We start from the raw sequence: 15,775 nt of genomic DNA on the forward strand, positions 1-15,775 counted from the left end.
GCTTCACCGTTTCGAGTGGTTTCCCCGTTGCCGCGCCGGGCCGCCGTATGCCTCCGACCGGCGCAAAAGCCCCACGGACGGTCTCTCGGGTCATTCCCCTCGGTTGCCCCTCGTTATCGCGAAATGCGAAAAAAGGGCAGCGATAGCAGGCGCTACGAGGGGAGCGGTACGTGGGCGGGACCACCTTGGTACAGAGCGACGGGCCGGCGCCCGTCCTGCCCGCACCCGAGCACGCGCCCGGCGCCGGCCACGTCCCCGGGGCGCCGCCCGAACCACCCGCCGACCGGGGGAGGTTGCGCGTCGCCCTCGCCGGTCTGCTGCTCGCGCTGCTCCTCGCCGCGCTCGACCAGACCGTCGTCGTCACCGCCCTGCCGGCCATCGCCGGCGACCTGCACGGCCTCGGCCGGACGCCCTGGGTGATCACGGCCTATCTGCTCGGCTCCGCCGTCGCCCTGCCCGTGCACGGCAGGCTGGGCGAGACGGCGGGCCGCAAGGGCGTGTTCGCCTTCGCCCTCGCCCTCCTCGTCGCCGCCTCCGCCCTCGCGGCCCGCGCGCACACCATGGACCAGCTCGTCGGCTTCCGCGTGCTGCAGGGGATCGGCGGCGGCGGGGTGCTGGCCGGCGTCCACGCGATCATCGCCGGCCTGGTCCCCGCCCGCGAACGGGCCGGCCGTCTCGGCGCGGCCGTCGTCGTGTTCGGGCTCGCCTCCGTCGCCGGCCCGCCGCTCGGCGGCCTCCTCACCGACCACGCCTCCTGGCGCTGGTGCTTCGACCTCAACGTCCCCCTCGGCGTGCTCGCCCTCCTCGCCGTCGCCTTCGGGCTGCGGCTGCCGAAGCCCGCCCGCCGGGCGCGCTTCGACGCCCCCGGCGCGCTGCTGCTCGTGGCGTTCTCGGCCAGCCTGGTGCTGCTGGCCGCCCGCGCCGGAGCCGCCCACCCCCTGAACTCCCGCGTCACCGCCGGGCTCGCCGCGGCCGCGCTCGGCACCGCGCTGCTCTTCGTCGTCGCGGAGAACCTCGCGGCCGAACCGCTCGTCCCGCCCCGCCTGCTCCGCGACCCGGTCTTCGCCGCCTGCGCCCTCCTCGGCGCGGCCACGGGCGCGGCCCTGTTCGGCGCCGCCGGCTGTCTGCCCACCTTCCTGCAGATGGCCGACGGCGCGGGCGCCGTCCGTTCGGGGCTGCTGGTGCTGCCCCTGACGGCCGGCGCCGCCCTCGGCTCCCTGGCCGGCGGGCGGCTCGCCCGCCGCCCCGGCCGTGCCCGGGCCCTCGCCGCCACCGGGTGCGCCGCGGCCGCCGCCGGCGCCTGGCTGCTCTCCCGCCTCGGCACGGGCACCACGTGGCCCGCCTACGCCCTCTGGACGGCGCTCCTCGGCACCGGCGCCGGGCTCGCCCTGCCGGCCGCCGCCCGCGCCCTGCAGCGCTCCGTCCCCGCCGCGGACCGCGCCGCCGCCACCGGGGCCGCCGCATACTTCCGGCAGCTCGGCGGCGCGCTCGGCGCGGGCGCCCTCGGCAGCCTGTTCGCCCGCCGCCTCGCCGACGGCGGGGTCGTCCACCCCCTCACCCCGCGGCTGCTCCGCAGCCTGCCCGCCGAACTCCACAGCGGCTACGCGCGGGCGTACGCGCACGCCCTGCCGCCGGTCTTCCCGTATCTCGTACCCGTCCTCGTCCTGGGCCTTTTACTCGCCTTCCTGCTGAAGGAGAAACCGCTGGTGTCCCAAAACCTCGCAGAAGCCCCCGTCATCCCCTCGGCGCGGACCGCTCCGCCGGAGGAGGAACCCCCCTACGTCGCCGGCATCCCCGTCACCGGGGTCGTCCAGCACCACGACGGCACCACCGTCCCCCGGGCCGCCCTCACCCTGATCGACAGCGGCGGCCGGCAGGTCGGGCGCGGTGCGACCGGTGAGGACGGGCGGTACGCGCTCAGCACGCCCGGCACCGGCTCGTACGTCCTCATCGCGGCGGCGGGCGGGCACCAGCCCCAGGCCGTCACGGTCACGGTCGGCGAACGGCCCGTCGAGCTCGACGTGGTCCTCGGCGGCGCGGGCCGCCTCGCCGGCACCGTGCTCACCGCCGACGGCTCGCCCGTGCGCGACGCCCTCGTCACCCTCACCAACGTGCACGGCGAGGTCGTCGCCTCCACCCGTACGGGGCGCGACGGCAGCTACGACATCACCGAACTCGTCGCCGGCGAGTACACGCTCGCCGGCAGCGCCCCCGTCTTCCGGCCCGCCGCGCTGCCGGTGACCGTCCAGTCCTGCCGCGAGACCCGCCAGGACATCGAACTGGCCGGCGGCGCGGTCCTGCGCGGCGTGGTCCGCGGGAGCGGCGGGCGGCTGGTCGAGGACGCCCGCGTCACCCTGCTGGACGCCGCGGGCAACGTCGTCGACACGGCGACGACCGGCCCCGACGGGGCGTTCCGCTTCGTCGACCTGTCGGCAGGCGAGTACACGGTCATCGCCGCGGGCTACCCGCCGGTGGCCACGGTGCTCCAGGTGGCGGGGGGAGGCCGGACGGAACGGGACCTGCAGCTCGGCCATGCGGATTAGCCGTCCGGCTGGGTCGGAGGCGGCGGTGGCGCGGGTCCCTGGCGATGCCGCCGGGCCCGCGCCGCGGGGGTGGTGTGCGGCTTGTGCCAAGGGCCGTCGCCCGGCTCGTTGGCGCGGGCCGTGATTAGCCGTCCGGCTGGGTCGGGGGCGGTGGTGGTGCCGGTGCTTGGTGATGCCGCCGGGCCCGCGGGGCGGGGGTGGTTCGCCGTGGCGGCGGGGGTGGTTTGTGGCTCGTGCCGGAGGCCCTCGTCCGGCTGGGCCGGGGTGGTGATGGCGTCGGAGCCTGGTGGTGCCACCGGGCCCTCGCCCACGACCTACCCCCCGCCGGGGCGTGGCTCGCCACGGTGGGAGGGGCCGGCGGAACCGGGCGGGGGGCGGTCCGCGCGGCCCCGCGACCGGGTCAGGGGGTCGGCCAGGTGGCGTACGTGCGGAGGCCGTAGAGGAGGGGGGCCGGGTGGGGGGACGGGGTGGTTTCGGTCCGGGTGATCTCGCCCAGGACGATCGTGTGATCACCCGCCGGCTCCAGCCGCACCACCCGGCACTCCGCCACCGCGTGCGCGTCCTCCGGCAGCAGCGGCAGCCCCGTGTCCGGCGCCGGCCGCCACGGCACGGCCGAGAAGCGGCCCGCGTCGCGGTGGGCGAAGGCCTCGGCGGCGCGGCGCCCCGCCCCGTGCAGGAGGTTGACGGCGAACCAGCCGCGCTCCGCCAGTACCGGCAGGGTGCTGCCCGTGTTCGAGGCGCACACCAGCAGCAGCGGTGGATCGAGGGACACGCCGCACCACGCGGTGCACGCGAAGCCGTAGGGGGTGCCGAGGCCGTCGTCCGTCGTCACCACGGCCACCCCGCCGGGCTGGGAGGCCATCAGGGCACGGTAGCTGTCGGGGCCGACGGGGGAGAGCGCGGTGGTCATGGTGCGGGTCCTCATCAGTTCGGGGTGCGGTTGCCGAGGGCCGTGGTGACGCCGATGCTGGCCAGGCACAGCACCGTGATCACCCCGGCGAAGACGCCGGCCGCCGTCATCAGCGTGCCCTGCGCCAGCAGCACGGCCACGCCGACGACCGGCACGGTCAGGCCCAGATAGGCGGCCACGAAGAAGCCGGAGACCAGCTCCGAGACGCGGTCGGGCGACGCCTGGGCCGTCACCAGCGCCAGGCCGGACTTGAAGGACGTGCCCGCGCCCGCCCCGCCCAGCAGCGAACCGCACAGGAAGACGGGCAGGGAGGCGGCGGACAGGCCCGTGACGATGAGGGCGAGCCCGAGCGGGACGGCCGTCATGCCGACCACCAGACCGGTGCGCGGAGCGAGCCGTACCGCGAGCAGCTGGGCCGCGCCCGCCGAGCCGAAGGCGCTGAACGCCACCAGCCCCACGGCCAGGTGACTGTGGTTGTGCAGCCCCTGCACGAGGAAGTTGCCGGCCAGCGCGGCCAGCAGCCCCAGCAGGGCGAACGACGCGAAGACCGCGACCGCCGCGGCGGCGAACGGGCGCCGCACGTCCGGCGGCACGCCGATCCGCTGCGGACGGATCCCGCCCCCGCGCGCGACGGCCCGCTCGGGCAGCGCCCACACGGCGAGGCCCGGCAGCAGCAGCACGATGAGGACGGCGTACGGCAGGACGGTCGGCGAGGGCGCGTACTCCACGAGCACGCCCGAGAGCAGCGCCCCGCTGCCGAGCCCCGCCATGTTGGTCACCGAGGCGATCAGGGCGGCGCGCGGCGGCGAGGGATGGAGCTCTCTCAGGTAGGCGGTGGCCGCGCCGGTCGTCAGCCCCACCGAGATCCCGGAGAGCAGCCGCCCGGCGAACAGCCCCGGCAGCGTCGGGAAGGCGATGAAGACGACGCTGCTCGCCGCGCCCACGACCAGCGCCGGGACGAGCGTCGCCCGCCGCCCGGTCTTGTCCGACAGGCCGCCGAACAGCAGCAGGGCGGCCAGGATGCCCACCGCGTAGGCGGCGAAGACCAGGGCGACGACCGGCGGGGACAGGTGCAGCCGCTGGGCGTACAGGGCGTAGACGGGCGTGGGGACGGTGCCGCCGGTCATCACCGCGAACAGCACGTAGGTCACGGCGGGGACGGCGGCGCGCGGGATGCCCGGCACGGCGGGGACCGGGGCCCCCGCCGTCCCGGGGCGGCGCTGTCCGGTGCGCCGCTGCGTGTGGGCCCTCACCAGTCGAAGGCGGTCGCGTCGTACAGGTTGACACCGAGCGCGGCCTTGCCGAGGTACTCCAGGCACTCCTCCGGCTTGGCGGGCATCACCGAGGCGAACGACGCCTCGCGCAGCAGCCGCTCCAGCGGCAGGGTCCGGCTCACGGCCGCCGAGCCGCAGATCCGGACGGCGTCCTGGGCGAGCGCGGGCCCGGTCTCGCCGACGACGTACTTCGCGGCGTGGACCGCGGCGTTGGCCTCGGTGCTTCCGCGGGCCGCGTCGACGCGCGCCCCGGCCTCGGCGACGAGGGCCCGGGCCGCGGCCAGCCGGGCCGACATCCGGCCGAGCTCGCGCTGCAGCACCGGCGAGCCGGCCCGCCGGGGCGAGGCGGCCACGTGCTCGGTCGTGAAGCGGAGGATCGCCTCGGCGATGCCCAGGTACGCGCCCGTGTACCCGGCGATCATCCAGTGCGGCTCGCGCACCAGCTTGTACAGCGACATGCCCTCGACGCCGAGGAAGAGCCGGGAGCGCGGCACCGTCACCGCGTCCAGGACCATGCCCGCCGTGCTCGTGCCGTACATCGCGGAGAGGCTGTGCACCTCCCCGAAGCTCACGCCGGGATCGTCCGCGGCGACCACGAAGTGCGAGACCTCGCCGCTGCCCTCGGTGCCCTCGGCGCGCGCCGCGACCACGTAGTAGTCGGCCACCCCCGCCAGCGAGACGAACGACTTCTCGCCGCTGATCACGTAGTCGCCGCCGGCGGAGCGGCGGTAGGAGGTGCGCACGCCGCGGAGCTTGGCGCCGCTGCCCGCCTCGGAGGTCGCGGAGGCGAACAGCTTCCGCCCGTGCACGACCTCGTCGAAGAGCCAGGACCGGAAGGCCTCCGCCGCGGGCGGCAGCGGCGTGCCGGCGGACTCGCACAGCGAGCCGATCGCGACGTTGTGCATGTTGAAGCCGAGGGCGGCGGCGCCGTTGTGGGCACCCAGCACGGCCAGCACGCGGGAGTAGGCGGCGAAGCCGAGCCCCGCGCCGCCCGCCTCGCGCGGCACGAGCAGGCCGAGCAGGCCCGCGTCGCGCAGGACGCCGTACGTCTCGTGACCGGTGGAGCGGCCCGCGTCGACATCGGCCGCGCACGGGGCCAGGGCCGCCCCCGTGTCCTCGGCCAGCGCGAGGATTTCGTCGAATTCGGCGGGCAGCAGCCCGGTGGTGGGCGAGGACAGGGCCATGGGAGAGGCCTTTCGGAAATCGGGTTCCCGGTGCCCGGAACGGGCTCCGGGCGCCGGAATCAGTTTTCGACGGGGAGCCCGAATTCACGGGCGACGCCGATGCGCAGCAGATCGTTGGGGCCCGCATAAGTGAGGGCCGCCATCGGGCTGTGCAGATCGGCGGGGAGTTCGGAATCGGCGATGAAGGCCCGTACGCCGGACAGCGCGGTGGCGTGCTCCGTCAGCCGTACGTAGTCCTCGGAGACCGAGATCTTGGTGAGGGCGGCCTCCGCCGACAGCCGGCGGGTGGGCGTTCCCGCGTCCAGCCGCGCCGCCATGCCGTACAGCAGCGTGCGGGAGCGGTGCAGGACGAGCGCCATGTCGCTGATGCGCGCGGCCACCTGATGGCTGGACCCCATGCGGCGGCCGAAGTGGCCGCGCTCGGAGGCCCAGTCCGTCAGGCGCCGCAGCGTGCGGCGCATCGGGCCGAGGGCGTAGCCCAGCAGCAGGGCCCGTTCCCACGTGGTGGTGGAGGACAGGATCGCCAGCCCGGACCCCTCGCCGCCGACGAGGCTGCCGGCCGGCAGCCGCACGCCGTCGAAGGCCAGCTCGCCCATCGGCACGCCGGGCAGCGCGGTCTTGGCGAAGGCGTCGGCGCGCGTCACGCCCGGGGTGGCGACGGGGAACAGGAAGGCGGACAGCGCGAACGGTGAACGGCCCTCGTCGGTCCGCGCGAAGACCAGCGCGAGATCGGCCACCGGCGCGGCGGTGATGAAGGTCTTGGCGCCCTCCAGCACATAGCCGTCCCCGTCGCGCCGGGCCCGGGTGTCCATCGACAGCGGATCGCTGCCGCCCTTGCGCTCGGTGAGCGCGTGACACAGCAGCTCCCGCCCCTCCTGGATGCGGGCGACGGACCGCCACGCCGCGGCGGGGAGCGCCGCGCGCAGCGGGTACTCCATGCCGAACACCTGGGAGGCCACGGCGTAGACGACACCCGGGTCGGCGCCGGCCAGGCCGATGCCCTCGATCATGGCCAGCGAACGGGTGACGGGCCCCGGGGCGCCGCCGGCCGCGGCGGACGCACCGGGCTCCGGCTCCGTCCCCGGCTCCGGGGGGTCCAGGCGGAGCACCCCGAGCCCGGCCAGGGCCTCCCACTGGTCGCGGAAGCCCTTGCCCGCCAGCTGCTCCACCACGGGCAGGGCCCGGTCGCGGTACTCGCTCACCACGGCCTCCGTCCCGGCCGGGCCGGACCGCAAGAGGTGATCGGCAGGGCTCACAGCGCCGCCCCCGCCCGGATGTTCTCCAGCACGTCCCACAGGGCCTGCGGGCTGCGGAAGTTGGCCGCGACGATCTCGGTGTCCGGCAGCACGATGCCGGCCTCGGCGTCGAGCGCGGCGACGATCTGCATGATGGCCAGCGAGTCCAGGAGGCCCTGTTCGAGCAGCGGGGTGGTGGGGCTCAGCTGCTGCGGCTCCTCGCCGCGGCCCCAGGTGATCTTGCTGCTGATCAGGGTGCAGAGTTCCTCTACGGTGTTCACGGCGGTTCCCTCCGTTGGGTGGTGCATCACGGGGTGGTGCACCGGGTGGTGCGACCGGGGCGTACGCCGGGTCGCGGGACGGGTCGTGCGGTGGGCGGTCAGTCGGGGCGGGCGGCGAGCGCGCGGCGGTCGACCTTGCCGCGGGCGTTGACGGGCAGGGCGGCGGTGGGCACCACCCGGTCGGGCAGCATGCGCAGGGGCAGCAGCCCGCGCAGGCCGGCGAGGGTCTCCTCGGAGCCGCCCCCGGCCGCGTCGCCCTCGCCGCCGCCGCTCTGGACGTACGCCCAGATCTCGCCGTGGTGCGCGCCGTCCTTGGCGACGACCGCGGCGGCCGTGACGTGCGGCAGCGACAGCACGGCGCTCTCGACGTCGAGCAGGTCGATGCGGTGGCCGCGCCGCTTGACCTGGGTGTCGCCGCGGCCGCGCAGGAAGACGCGGCCGTCGGCGGCGATGCGGCCGATGTCGCCGGTGGCGTAGGCGCGGCGGCTGACGCCGTCGCGGAAGCGCACCGTGCGGGTGGGGTCGGTCAGGGCCCCGTCCTGCAGGTAGCCCTGGAAGACGGTGGCGCCCGCGACGTGGATCTCGCCGGTGCCGTCGGTGGGCGTCCCGTCCTCGTCCAGGACGTCGACGACGTCGCCCTCGACGGCCTTGCCGATCGTCGTCTCCTGGTCGGCGGTCCAGCCGGCGGGCACCCGGCTGTACGTGCAGACGTTCGTCTCCGTCGGCCCGTAGAGGTTGTAGAAGGGCACGTCGCCCAGGAGCTGCAGGTAGCGCTCCAGGGGGCGCGGGGCGAAGGGCTCGCCCGCGAACGCCGCCACCCGCAGGGAGGCCGGGAAGTGCTCCGCGATGCCGCCCCGTTCGAGCATGCCCTGGTAGAGGGAGGGCACCGCGTAGAAGGCGGTGATCCGCTGCTCGTGGAGCCAGCCGACGACGTCCCGGGGGAAGGACCGCAGGACGTCGGGCATGAGGACGGCGCAGGCGCCCGCCGCGGCCGTGCTGAACAGGTCGAACGTCGTCAGGTCGAAGGTGAGGGCGGCCTGCGAGCCCACGCGGTCCGCCTCGGTGAGGCCCAGCTCGGCGGCGGCCCACAGGGCGAAGTGGGCGACGTTGGCGTGGGAGAGGAGGACCCCCTTGGGGCGGCCGGTGGAGCCGGAGGTGAAGAGGACGTAGCCGCCGCGGTCGGTGGGCGCGGGCAGCGGGGCGGGCTTGTCCGCGGCGGGGAGCGTGCGGACCCAGTTCAGGCCGTGCTCCAGGACGTCCTCGGCCGGGGCGGGGCCCGCGCCCGCCTCCTCGGCGGCCCGCCGGCAGCCGGCGAGCGAGCGGTCGGAGGCCAGCAGCAGGGAGATGCCCGCCCCGCGCACCATGTGGGCCGTGCGGACGGGCGGGTCCGCCACGTCGAGCGGGGCCACGACCGCCCCGGCGCGCAGGGCGGCGTAGATGCCGAGGACCGCTTCGGGGCCCTTGGGCGCGTGGACGCCGACCCGGTCGCCGGGCTCCAGGCCGGCCGCGCAGAGCTGCTCGGCGAGCCCGTCGACGGCGCGGTCGAGTTCGGCGTAGGTCCAGGTGCGGCCCTGGGCGGTGAGGGCGGGCCGGCCGGGGTGCCGGCGGGCGGAGGCGGCGAGCAGGCCGTCCAGGCGGACGTCGTCGATGTCGCTCATGAGTGGCTCTCCAGGCGGTGCGTCTGCGCTACGGGGCCGGAGGTGCGGGATGTGCCGGTGGTGACGGAGAGGAGGAAGGTGCGGACGGCGTCGATGACGTCGTCGGGCCGTTCGAGGTGCGGGGTGTGGCCGCAGCCGGCCAGCTCCAGGCGCTGCACGGGCCCGCCGAGGCCGCGCTCGGCGGCGTCGAGGTGGGCCGTCGTGCCGTACGGGTCGCTGTCGCCCTGGACGAGGAGCACGGGGGCCGTGGCGCCGGCCAGGTCGCCCTCGATGTCCCAGCCGCGGAACGCCTCCGAGAGCCATAAGCCGCTCCAGCGCCGGAACACGGCCTCCGGATCCTGGTGGTAGAAGGCCAGCTCCTTGGCGAGCGGCCCGGTCGCGTACGCGGCGCGGGCGGCGGCCACGCCCTGCAGGGTCCGGTCCTCGGCGAAGAGGTGCGGGGCCATGGCGACGACGGCGTCGACGGGGTGGGCCGCCGCGTGCAGCAGGGCGATCGAGGCGCCTTCGCTGTGGCCGACGAGCACCGGGCGGTGGACGCCGAGCCGGCCGAGCAGCTCGGGGAGGACCTCGTGGGCCTCCTCGTGCAGGGCGCGCGGGGTGCGCTCCACGGGCGCCGGGCCCGAACTCCCGTAGCCGTGCCGGGAGAAGACCAGGGTGCGGCGTCCGGTGGCGGCCGCCAGGCGGGCCGGGAAGCGCCGCCACATCGCGATGCAGCCGAGGCCTTCGTGGAGGAGGACGAGCGGGGCGAGTGCGGCGGCCCCGGGGCCGCCTTCGAGGACGGTGTATTCGACAGGCCCTCGGGATAGCGCGATGGTGGGCATGCGGAGTCCTTGGTGTGAAGGCCGGTTGACGGAAAATCCGGTGGCGGCGTGTGCCGTCCGGCGCCGGAAACCGATAATTGCCGACGTCAATGGCGGCGTCAACTGCCTTTTTATTTGACATAGTTGACTCAACCATCCGGTGGCCGTGGTAAAATGCGGCAACGTTTGGAATATGTAATTCCCCCAGCCGGCGATGGCGGTTTACCTCCATATCGCTCCCCTATCGCTCCGGTGCCTTCCGGCACCGCCGGGCGGCATCCGCAGGGGTCCCCGGGAATGCTCCCGCCGTTTCCGCCGTGTACGCCGAACGCCTGACCGGCGGTCTCCCCCGTACGCCGAACGGCCGCTCCCCGCCCCGGCCGGCCGCGGACCCGTTGGGGCGACTGCTGCGGGGACCCGTGCGGTCGCCCCTCACCTGCGGTAGGACTGATGCATGGTGAAGATCCTGATCTCCGCGGACATGGAGGGCGTCACCGGCGTCACCTGCCCGGCCGATGTGCTGCCCGGCGCCTCGCAGTGGGAGAGATGCCGCCACCTGTTCACCTCCGACGTGAACGCGGCGATCGCCGGGTTCTTCGACGGGGGCGCCGACGAGGTCCTCGTCAATGAGGCGCACTGGAGCATGCGCAATCTGCTGCTGGAGAAGCTGGACGAACGAGCGCAGATGCTCACGGGCAAACACAAGAGCCTGAGCATGGTCGAAGGGGTGCAGCACGGCGATGTCGACGGCGTCGCCTTCGTGGGCTATCACACGGGGGCGGGCACCCGGGGCGTCCTTGCCCACACCTACCTCGCCAACACCATCACGGGCGTGTGGGTGCGCGGCGCGCGGGCCAGCGAGGGCCTGCTCAACTCCCTCGTCGTCGCCGAATACGGGGTCCCGGTGGTGCTGGTGACGGGCGACGACATGACCTGTGAGGACGCCAAGGGCTATGCCCCGTCGGCCCGTTCGGTGGCCGTCAAGGACTGCGTCTCGCGGTACGCGGCCGTCTGCCGCACGCCCGCGCGCACGGCGGCGGACATCCGCGCCGCCGCCTGCGAGGCGGCGGCCCTCGCCGTGCGCCACGAGCCCGCCACGGGCGCGGGCCCCTTCACCGTCGACATCGAGTTCGACGCCGACCACCTCGCCGGGGCGGCGACGGTGGTCCCGGGCGTGGTGCCGAGCGGCGAGCGCCGCGTCTCGTACACCACGGCCACCATGTACGACGGCATCCGCTGCTTCAAGGCGGTCACGACCGTCGTGTCGGCTGCTGTGGAGGAGCAATATGGCTGAAACCATGACGGAGGAGACGGAGGGTGCCGGCGTCCGGGTGGACGAGCGCGCGCTCGACGAGGCGGTGCGCTTCACCTCGGACCTGATCCGGTTCGACACGGCCAACCGGGGCGGGGGCGACTGCCGGGAGCGGCCCGCCGCCGAGTACGTCGCCGAGGCCCTGAGCGAGGCCGGCATCGAGCCGGTGGTGCTGGAGAAGGAGCGCGGCCGGACGAACGTGGTCGCCCGCATCCCCGGCACCGATCCGGGCGCCCCCGCGCTGCTGGTCCACGGCCACCTCGACGTGGTCCCCGCCGACCCCGCGGAGTGGAGCGTCCACCCGCTGTCGGGCGAGGTGCGCGACGGGGTGGTGTGGGGCCGCGGCGCGGTCGACATGAAGAACACCGACGCGATGGTCCTGGCGGTCGTCCGGGCCTGGGCACGCACGGGCGCCCGGCCCCCGCGGGACGTCGTGCTGGCCTTCACCGCCGACGAGGAGGACCGCGCCCAGGTGGGCGCCGGCTTCCTCGCCGGGGAGCACGCGGAGCTGTTCGAGGGCTGCCGGTACGCCATCGGCGAGTCCGGCGCGTACACCTTCCACGCCGACGGCGGGCTGCGGCTCTACCCCGTGGCGGCGGGTGAGCGGGGCACGGCCTGGCTGCGGCTCACCGCGCGCGGCCGGGCGGGCCACGGCTCCAAGCCCAATCAGGCCAACGCCGTCACCCGGCTGGCCGAGGCCCTCGCCCGGATCGGCAAGCACCGCTGGCCGGTGCGGATGTCACCGACCGTGCGCGCCGCCCTCGTGGAGATCGCCGCCCTCCACGGCATCGAGGCCGACCCCGGCGCGCCGGGCTTCGACGCCGACGCGCTGCTGGCGGAGCTGGGCTCCGCGTCCCGGCTGCTCGCCTCGACGATCCGCAACAGCTCCAACCCGACGATGCTGGACGCCGGTTACAAGGTCAACGTGATCCCCGGGACCGCCGTGGGGCACGTGGACGGGCGCGTCGTGCCGGGCGGCGAGGAGGAGTTCCGCGAGACCATGGACCGGCTCACGGGGCCGCACGTCGAGTGGGAGTACTACCAGCGGGGAACCGCGCTGCAGGCGCCGCTGGGCACCGAGGTGTTCGCCCGGATGCGGGAGGCGCTGGAGCGCTTCGACCCCGGGGGGCACGTGGTGCCGTTCTGCATGTCCGGCGGCACCGACGCCAACCAGTTCTCGCGCCTGGGCATCGACTGCTACGGATTCGCCCCCCTGAAGCTGCCCGAGGGCTTCGACTACCAGGCGCTGTTCCACGGCGTCGACGAACGGGTCCCCGTCGAGGCGCTGCACTTCGGGGTCCGGGTGCTCGACCACTTCCTGATGGGCGCGGCTTTTTGACGGGCGCGGCTTCTTGATGAGCGCGGATTCTTGATGACGCGGCCCGGCGGGCAGGGCTTGCTGAACGCAGGTTTGCGGTACACCGTTTGACGGTTCGTGAGGATCGTTTCGAGGAGGCGTAGCAGATCATGGTGTCCACGGTGCCCTACGGAGCCTGGCAGTCCCCGGTCGGCGCGGAGCTCGTCGCGTCGCGCGGAGGTGGCCCCGACTTCGTGGGCACGGTCGGTGAGGAGCTGTGGTGGGTCGCCCCGCGCCCGGAGGAGGAGGGCCGCTTCACCCTGGTGCGGCGGCGGCCCGGCGGCGTGGAGGAGACGGTGCTGCCCGCTCCGTGGAACGTGCGCAACCGGGTCGTGGAGTACGGCGGCCTGCCGTGGGCGGCGGTGGCCCGGCCCTCCGGGGGCCCGCTCGTGGTCTTCACGCACTTCGCCGACCAGCGGCTGTACGCGTTCGAGCCCGATGCCCCCGCGGGCGCCCAGGGGAGCGTGCCGCGGCCGCTGACGCCCGTGTCGTCCGTGGGCGGGGGGCTGCGCTGGGCCGATCCCGTGCTGCTGCCGGATCGCGGCGAAGTGTGGTGCGTCCTGGAGGAGTTCACGGGCGAGGGCCCCTGCGACGTGCGCCGGCTCCTGGCGGCCGTGCCGCTGGACGGCTCCGCGGCGCGGGACCGGGGCGCGGTCCGGGAGCTGACGGACGGCCGGAACCGCTTCGTCACCGGGCCGCGGCTCTCGCCCGGCGGCCGGCTGGCGGCCTGGATCGCCTGGGACCATCCCCGGATGCCCTGGGAGGGCACGGAGCTGAAGGTGGCCCGGGTCTCCGCGGAGGGGCGGCTCACGGACGCCCGGACCGTGCTGGGCGGGCCGGCGGAGTCCGTCGCCCAGGCCGAGTGGGCCGGGGACGGCTCGCTGGTGGCGGCGAGCGACCGCACCGGCTGGTGGAACCTGTACCGCGTGGATCCCGGGACGGGGGAGTGCACGGCGCTGTGCCGCCGCGAGGAGGAGTTCGCGGGCCCGCTGTGGCGCGTGGGGCAGCGCTGGTTCGCGCCCCTGCCCGGCGGGCTGATCGCCACCGTGCACGGCCGGGGCGCCGCGGTCCTCGGCATCCTCGACCCGGCGAGCGGGGAGATCGCCGACGTCGCCGGGCCGTGGACCGAGTGGGCGCCGACCCTGGCGGTGAGCGGCACCCGCGCGGTGGGGATCGCCGCGAGCCCGTACAGCGCGTACGAGGTCGTGGAGCTCGACGTCTGCACCGGCCGGGCCCGGTCCGTCGGCGCCCGGCACGCCGACCGCGTGGACCCGGCCTACTACCCCGAGCCGGTGGTGCGCACGTTCGCCGGGCCGGACGGGCGCGAGGTGCACGCCCACCTCTACCCGCCGCGCAACCCCGGCCACACCGCACCGGACGGCGAGCTGCCGCCGTACGTGGTGTGGGCGCACGGTGGCCCGACCGCCCGTTCGCCGCTCGTGCTCGACCTGGTGACGGTCTTCTTCACCTCGCGGGGCATCGGCGTCGCCGAGGTGAACTACGGCGGTTCGACGGGGTACGGGCGCGCCTACCGCGAGCGGCTGCGGGGGCAGTGGGGCCTGGTGGACGTGGAGGACTGCGCGGCGGTGGCCACGGCGCTCGCCGCCGAGGGCCTCGCCGACCCGGCCCGGATCGCGATCCGCGGCGGCAGCGCGGGCGGCTGGACGGCCGTGGCCTCCCTGGCGGCCACGTCGCTGTACGCGTGCGGCACGGTCCTCTACCCGGTGCTGGACCTGGAGGGCTGGACGGCGGAGGGCGGCACGCACGACTTCGAGTCGCGCTACCTGGACTGGCTGATCGGCCCGCGGGACGAGGTGCCGGAGCTGTACACCGAGCGCTCGCCGCTGCACCGGGCGGACCGGATCTCCGCGCCCTTCCTGCTGCTGCAGGGGACGGCCGACCCCGTCTGCCCGCCCGCGCAGAGCGAGCGGCTGCTGGCGGCGATGGCCGGCCGCGGGGTGCCGCACACGTACCTCGCCTTCGAGGGCGAGGGCCACGGCTTCCGCCGTGCCGCCACCAAGGTCCGGGCCCTGGAGGCCGAACTGGCGCTGTACGCCCGGGCCTTCGGGGTCACCGTGCCGGGCGTGCCGGTCCTGGAGCTCGCGACCTGACGCGCACTCGGGTTCTGCCGTGGGGCGGGCGGCCGGGGCCGTCCGCCCTATGGGCAAGATGCTGAGGTTAGCCTAACCTAAGTCCTGCCGTGCGTCCCTTGGCGGCCGGGCGTTCCGGTCGATCAAGTTGTGTAAGGTAAGCCTTACCTTACTTCGAGTCGGAATCGGGGGAAATGCCGTGCAGCAGTCAGAGCAGCAGTCAGAACTCTCCGGCCGTATCGCGCTGGTCACCGGCGCCGGTCAGGGCATAGGCGAGGCCGTGACCCGCGCCCTCGTCGCCCGTGGAGCGCGCGTCGCGGCCCTCGACTGGACCCCGGACGGCATCAAGGCCCTGGAGGCCGAGTTCGCCGGGGACGGCGACCGGCCGGTCACCGCCCACACCGCCGACGTCGCCGACAGCACCGCCGTCGAGGCCGTCGTCGAGGAGGTCGAAAACACCCTCGGCCCCATCGGCATCCTCGTCAATGTCGCCGGTGTGCTGCGCACTTCGCCCGTCGTCGACATCACCGACGACGTCTGGCACCGCACCTTCGCCGTGAACTCCACCGGCGTCTTCAACACCTCGCGCGCCGTCGCCCGCCGGATGACCGGGCGCCGCTCCGGCTGCATCGTCACCGTCGGCTCCAACGCCGCGGGCGTGCCGCGCACCAGCATGGCCGCCTACGCCGCCTCCAAGGCCGCCGCCACCATGTTCACCAAGTGCCTCGGCCTGGAGCTGGCCCGCAGCGGCATCCGCTGCAACGTCGTGTCGCCCGGCTCCACCGACACCGCCATGCAGCGCGGGCTGTGGGCCGACGAACAGACCCCGCGGCGCGTCGTCGAGGGCGACCCGGAGTCGTACCGCGTCGGCATCCCCCTCGGCCGCATCGCCGAGCCCTCGGACATCGCCGATGCCGTCGCCTTCCTCGTCTCGGACAGGGCCCGGCACATCACGATGCACGACCTGTACGTCGACGGCGGGGCCACCCTGCGCGCCTGAGCGCACCGTCTCTCCCCCCCCGGGGGCTCCGCCCCGGACCCCGGTCCTCAATCGCCGGACGGGCTCAAAAGATTTTGAGCCCGTCCGGGCGCCCGAGGACACCACGAGCACGCAAAACCCAGCCGGTGCGA

12 protein-coding genes are annotated in these 15,775 nt (G+C 75.1%); 5 read left to right on the plus strand and 7 right to left on the minus strand.

Annotated elements, in window-relative coordinates; all coding sequences use genetic code 11:
- Positions 1–170: 170 nt before the first annotated feature.
- Positions 171–2,543 (plus strand): MFS transporter, encoded by a 2,373-nt coding sequence (locus ACFZCD_RS23480; RefSeq protein ID WP_391833858.1) that lies wholly within the window; start codon positions 171–173, stop codon positions 2,541–2,543.
- A 400-nt stretch (positions 2,544–2,943) separates the two neighbouring features.
- Here the strand turns inward: ACFZCD_RS23480 and ACFZCD_RS23485 are convergent, their stop codons facing one another.
- From ACFZCD_RS23485 to ACFZCD_RS23515, 7 genes are all read right to left on the minus strand, one after another.
- Positions 2,944–3,453 carry a flavin reductase family protein gene (locus tag ACFZCD_RS23485; RefSeq protein WP_391833860.1) on the minus strand — a complete coding sequence of 170 codons (510 nt, stop codon included), beginning with the start codon at positions 3,451–3,453 and terminating at the stop codon, positions 2,944–2,946.
- Between the two features lie 14 nt (positions 3,454–3,467).
- The gene (locus ACFZCD_RS23490; RefSeq protein ID WP_391833862.1) at positions 3,468–4,706 is read right to left on the minus strand and encodes an MFS transporter; all 1,239 of its coding nucleotides are present in this window, start codon (positions 4,704–4,706) and stop codon (positions 3,468–3,470) included.
- Positions 4,703–5,911: an acyl-CoA dehydrogenase family protein gene (locus ACFZCD_RS23495; protein ID WP_391833864.1), complete on the minus strand. Its 1,209-nt coding sequence runs from the start codon at positions 5,909–5,911 to the stop codon at positions 4,703–4,705. The genes ACFZCD_RS23490 and ACFZCD_RS23495 overlap by 4 nt, the downstream gene beginning before the upstream one ends.
- A 59-nt stretch (positions 5,912–5,970) precedes the next feature.
- Positions 5,971–7,113 (minus strand): acyl-CoA dehydrogenase family protein, encoded by a 1,143-nt coding sequence (locus ACFZCD_RS23500; protein WP_391833866.1) that lies wholly within the window; start codon positions 7,111–7,113, stop codon positions 5,971–5,973.
- Between the two features lie 50 nt (positions 7,114–7,163).
- A complete protein-coding gene (locus tag ACFZCD_RS23505; protein ID WP_391833868.1) occupies positions 7,164–7,427 on the minus strand; it encodes an acyl carrier protein in 264 nt (87 codons plus the stop codon).
- 98 nt (positions 7,428–7,525) lie between these two features.
- A complete protein-coding gene (locus tag ACFZCD_RS23510; RefSeq protein ID WP_391833870.1) occupies positions 7,526–9,085 on the minus strand; it encodes an amino acid adenylation domain-containing protein in 1,560 nt (519 codons plus the stop codon).
- On the minus strand, positions 9,082–9,906 hold the full coding sequence (locus ACFZCD_RS23515) for an alpha/beta fold hydrolase (protein WP_391833872.1): 825 nt from the start codon (positions 9,904–9,906) through the stop codon (positions 9,082–9,084). The genes ACFZCD_RS23510 and ACFZCD_RS23515 overlap by 4 nt, the downstream gene beginning before the upstream one ends.
- 436 nt (positions 9,907–10,342) lie before the next feature.
- Here ACFZCD_RS23515 and ACFZCD_RS23520 point away from each other — a divergent pair, with 436 nt between their 5' ends.
- The 4 genes from ACFZCD_RS23520 (at position 10,343) to ACFZCD_RS23535 (ending at position 15,644) form a co-directional block, all read left to right on the plus strand.
- Positions 10,343–11,179, plus strand: coding sequence for a M55 family metallopeptidase (locus tag ACFZCD_RS23520; protein WP_391834030.1), 837 nt, complete (start codon positions 10,343–10,345; stop codon positions 11,177–11,179).
- Positions 11,172–12,536 carry a M20/M25/M40 family metallo-hydrolase gene (locus tag ACFZCD_RS23525; RefSeq protein ID WP_391833874.1) on the plus strand — a complete coding sequence of 455 codons (1,365 nt, stop codon included), beginning with the start codon at positions 11,172–11,174 and terminating at the stop codon, positions 12,534–12,536. The genes ACFZCD_RS23520 and ACFZCD_RS23525 overlap by 8 nt, the downstream gene beginning before the upstream one ends.
- 128 nt (positions 12,537–12,664) lie before the next feature.
- Positions 12,665–14,665 carry a prolyl oligopeptidase family serine peptidase gene (locus tag ACFZCD_RS23530; RefSeq protein ID WP_391833876.1) on the plus strand — a complete coding sequence of 667 codons (2,001 nt, stop codon included), beginning with the start codon at positions 12,665–12,667 and terminating at the stop codon, positions 14,663–14,665.
- Positions 14,666–14,843: 178 nt separating this feature from the next.
- A complete protein-coding gene (locus ACFZCD_RS23535) occupies positions 14,844–15,644 on the plus strand; it encodes a 2,3-dihydro-2,3-dihydroxybenzoate dehydrogenase (protein ID WP_391833878.1) in 801 nt (266 codons plus the stop codon).
- Positions 15,645–15,775: the final 131 nt, after the last annotated feature.

Origin of the sequence: Streptomyces sp. NPDC008001 (genome assembly GCF_042958085.1) — a bacterium.
GTDB lineage: Bacteria > Actinomycetota > Actinomycetes > Streptomycetales > Streptomycetaceae > Streptomyces.

Excerpts from the sequence above, each read along its gene's own strand:
- ACFZCD_RS23485 (WP_391833860.1), bottom strand. The coding sequence starts at position 3,453 with ATGACCACCGCGCTCTCCCCCGTCGGCCCCGACAGCTACCGTGCCCTG.
- ACFZCD_RS23495 (WP_391833864.1), bottom strand. The coding sequence starts at position 5,911 with ATGGCCCTGTCCTCGCCCACCACCGGGCTGCTGCCCGCCGAATTCGAC.
- ACFZCD_RS23510 (WP_391833870.1), bottom strand. The coding sequence starts at position 9,085 with ATGAGCGACATCGACGACGTCCGCCTGGACGGCCTGCTCGCCGCCTCC.
- ACFZCD_RS23515 (WP_391833872.1), bottom strand. The coding sequence starts at position 9,906 with ATGCCCACCATCGCGCTATCCCGAGGGCCTGTCGAATACACCGTCCTC.
- ACFZCD_RS23525 (WP_391833874.1), top strand. The coding sequence starts at position 11,172 with ATGGCTGAAACCATGACGGAGGAGACGGAGGGTGCCGGCGTCCGGGTG.
- ACFZCD_RS23530 (WP_391833876.1), top strand. The coding sequence starts at position 12,665 with ATGGTGTCCACGGTGCCCTACGGAGCCTGGCAGTCCCCGGTCGGCGCG.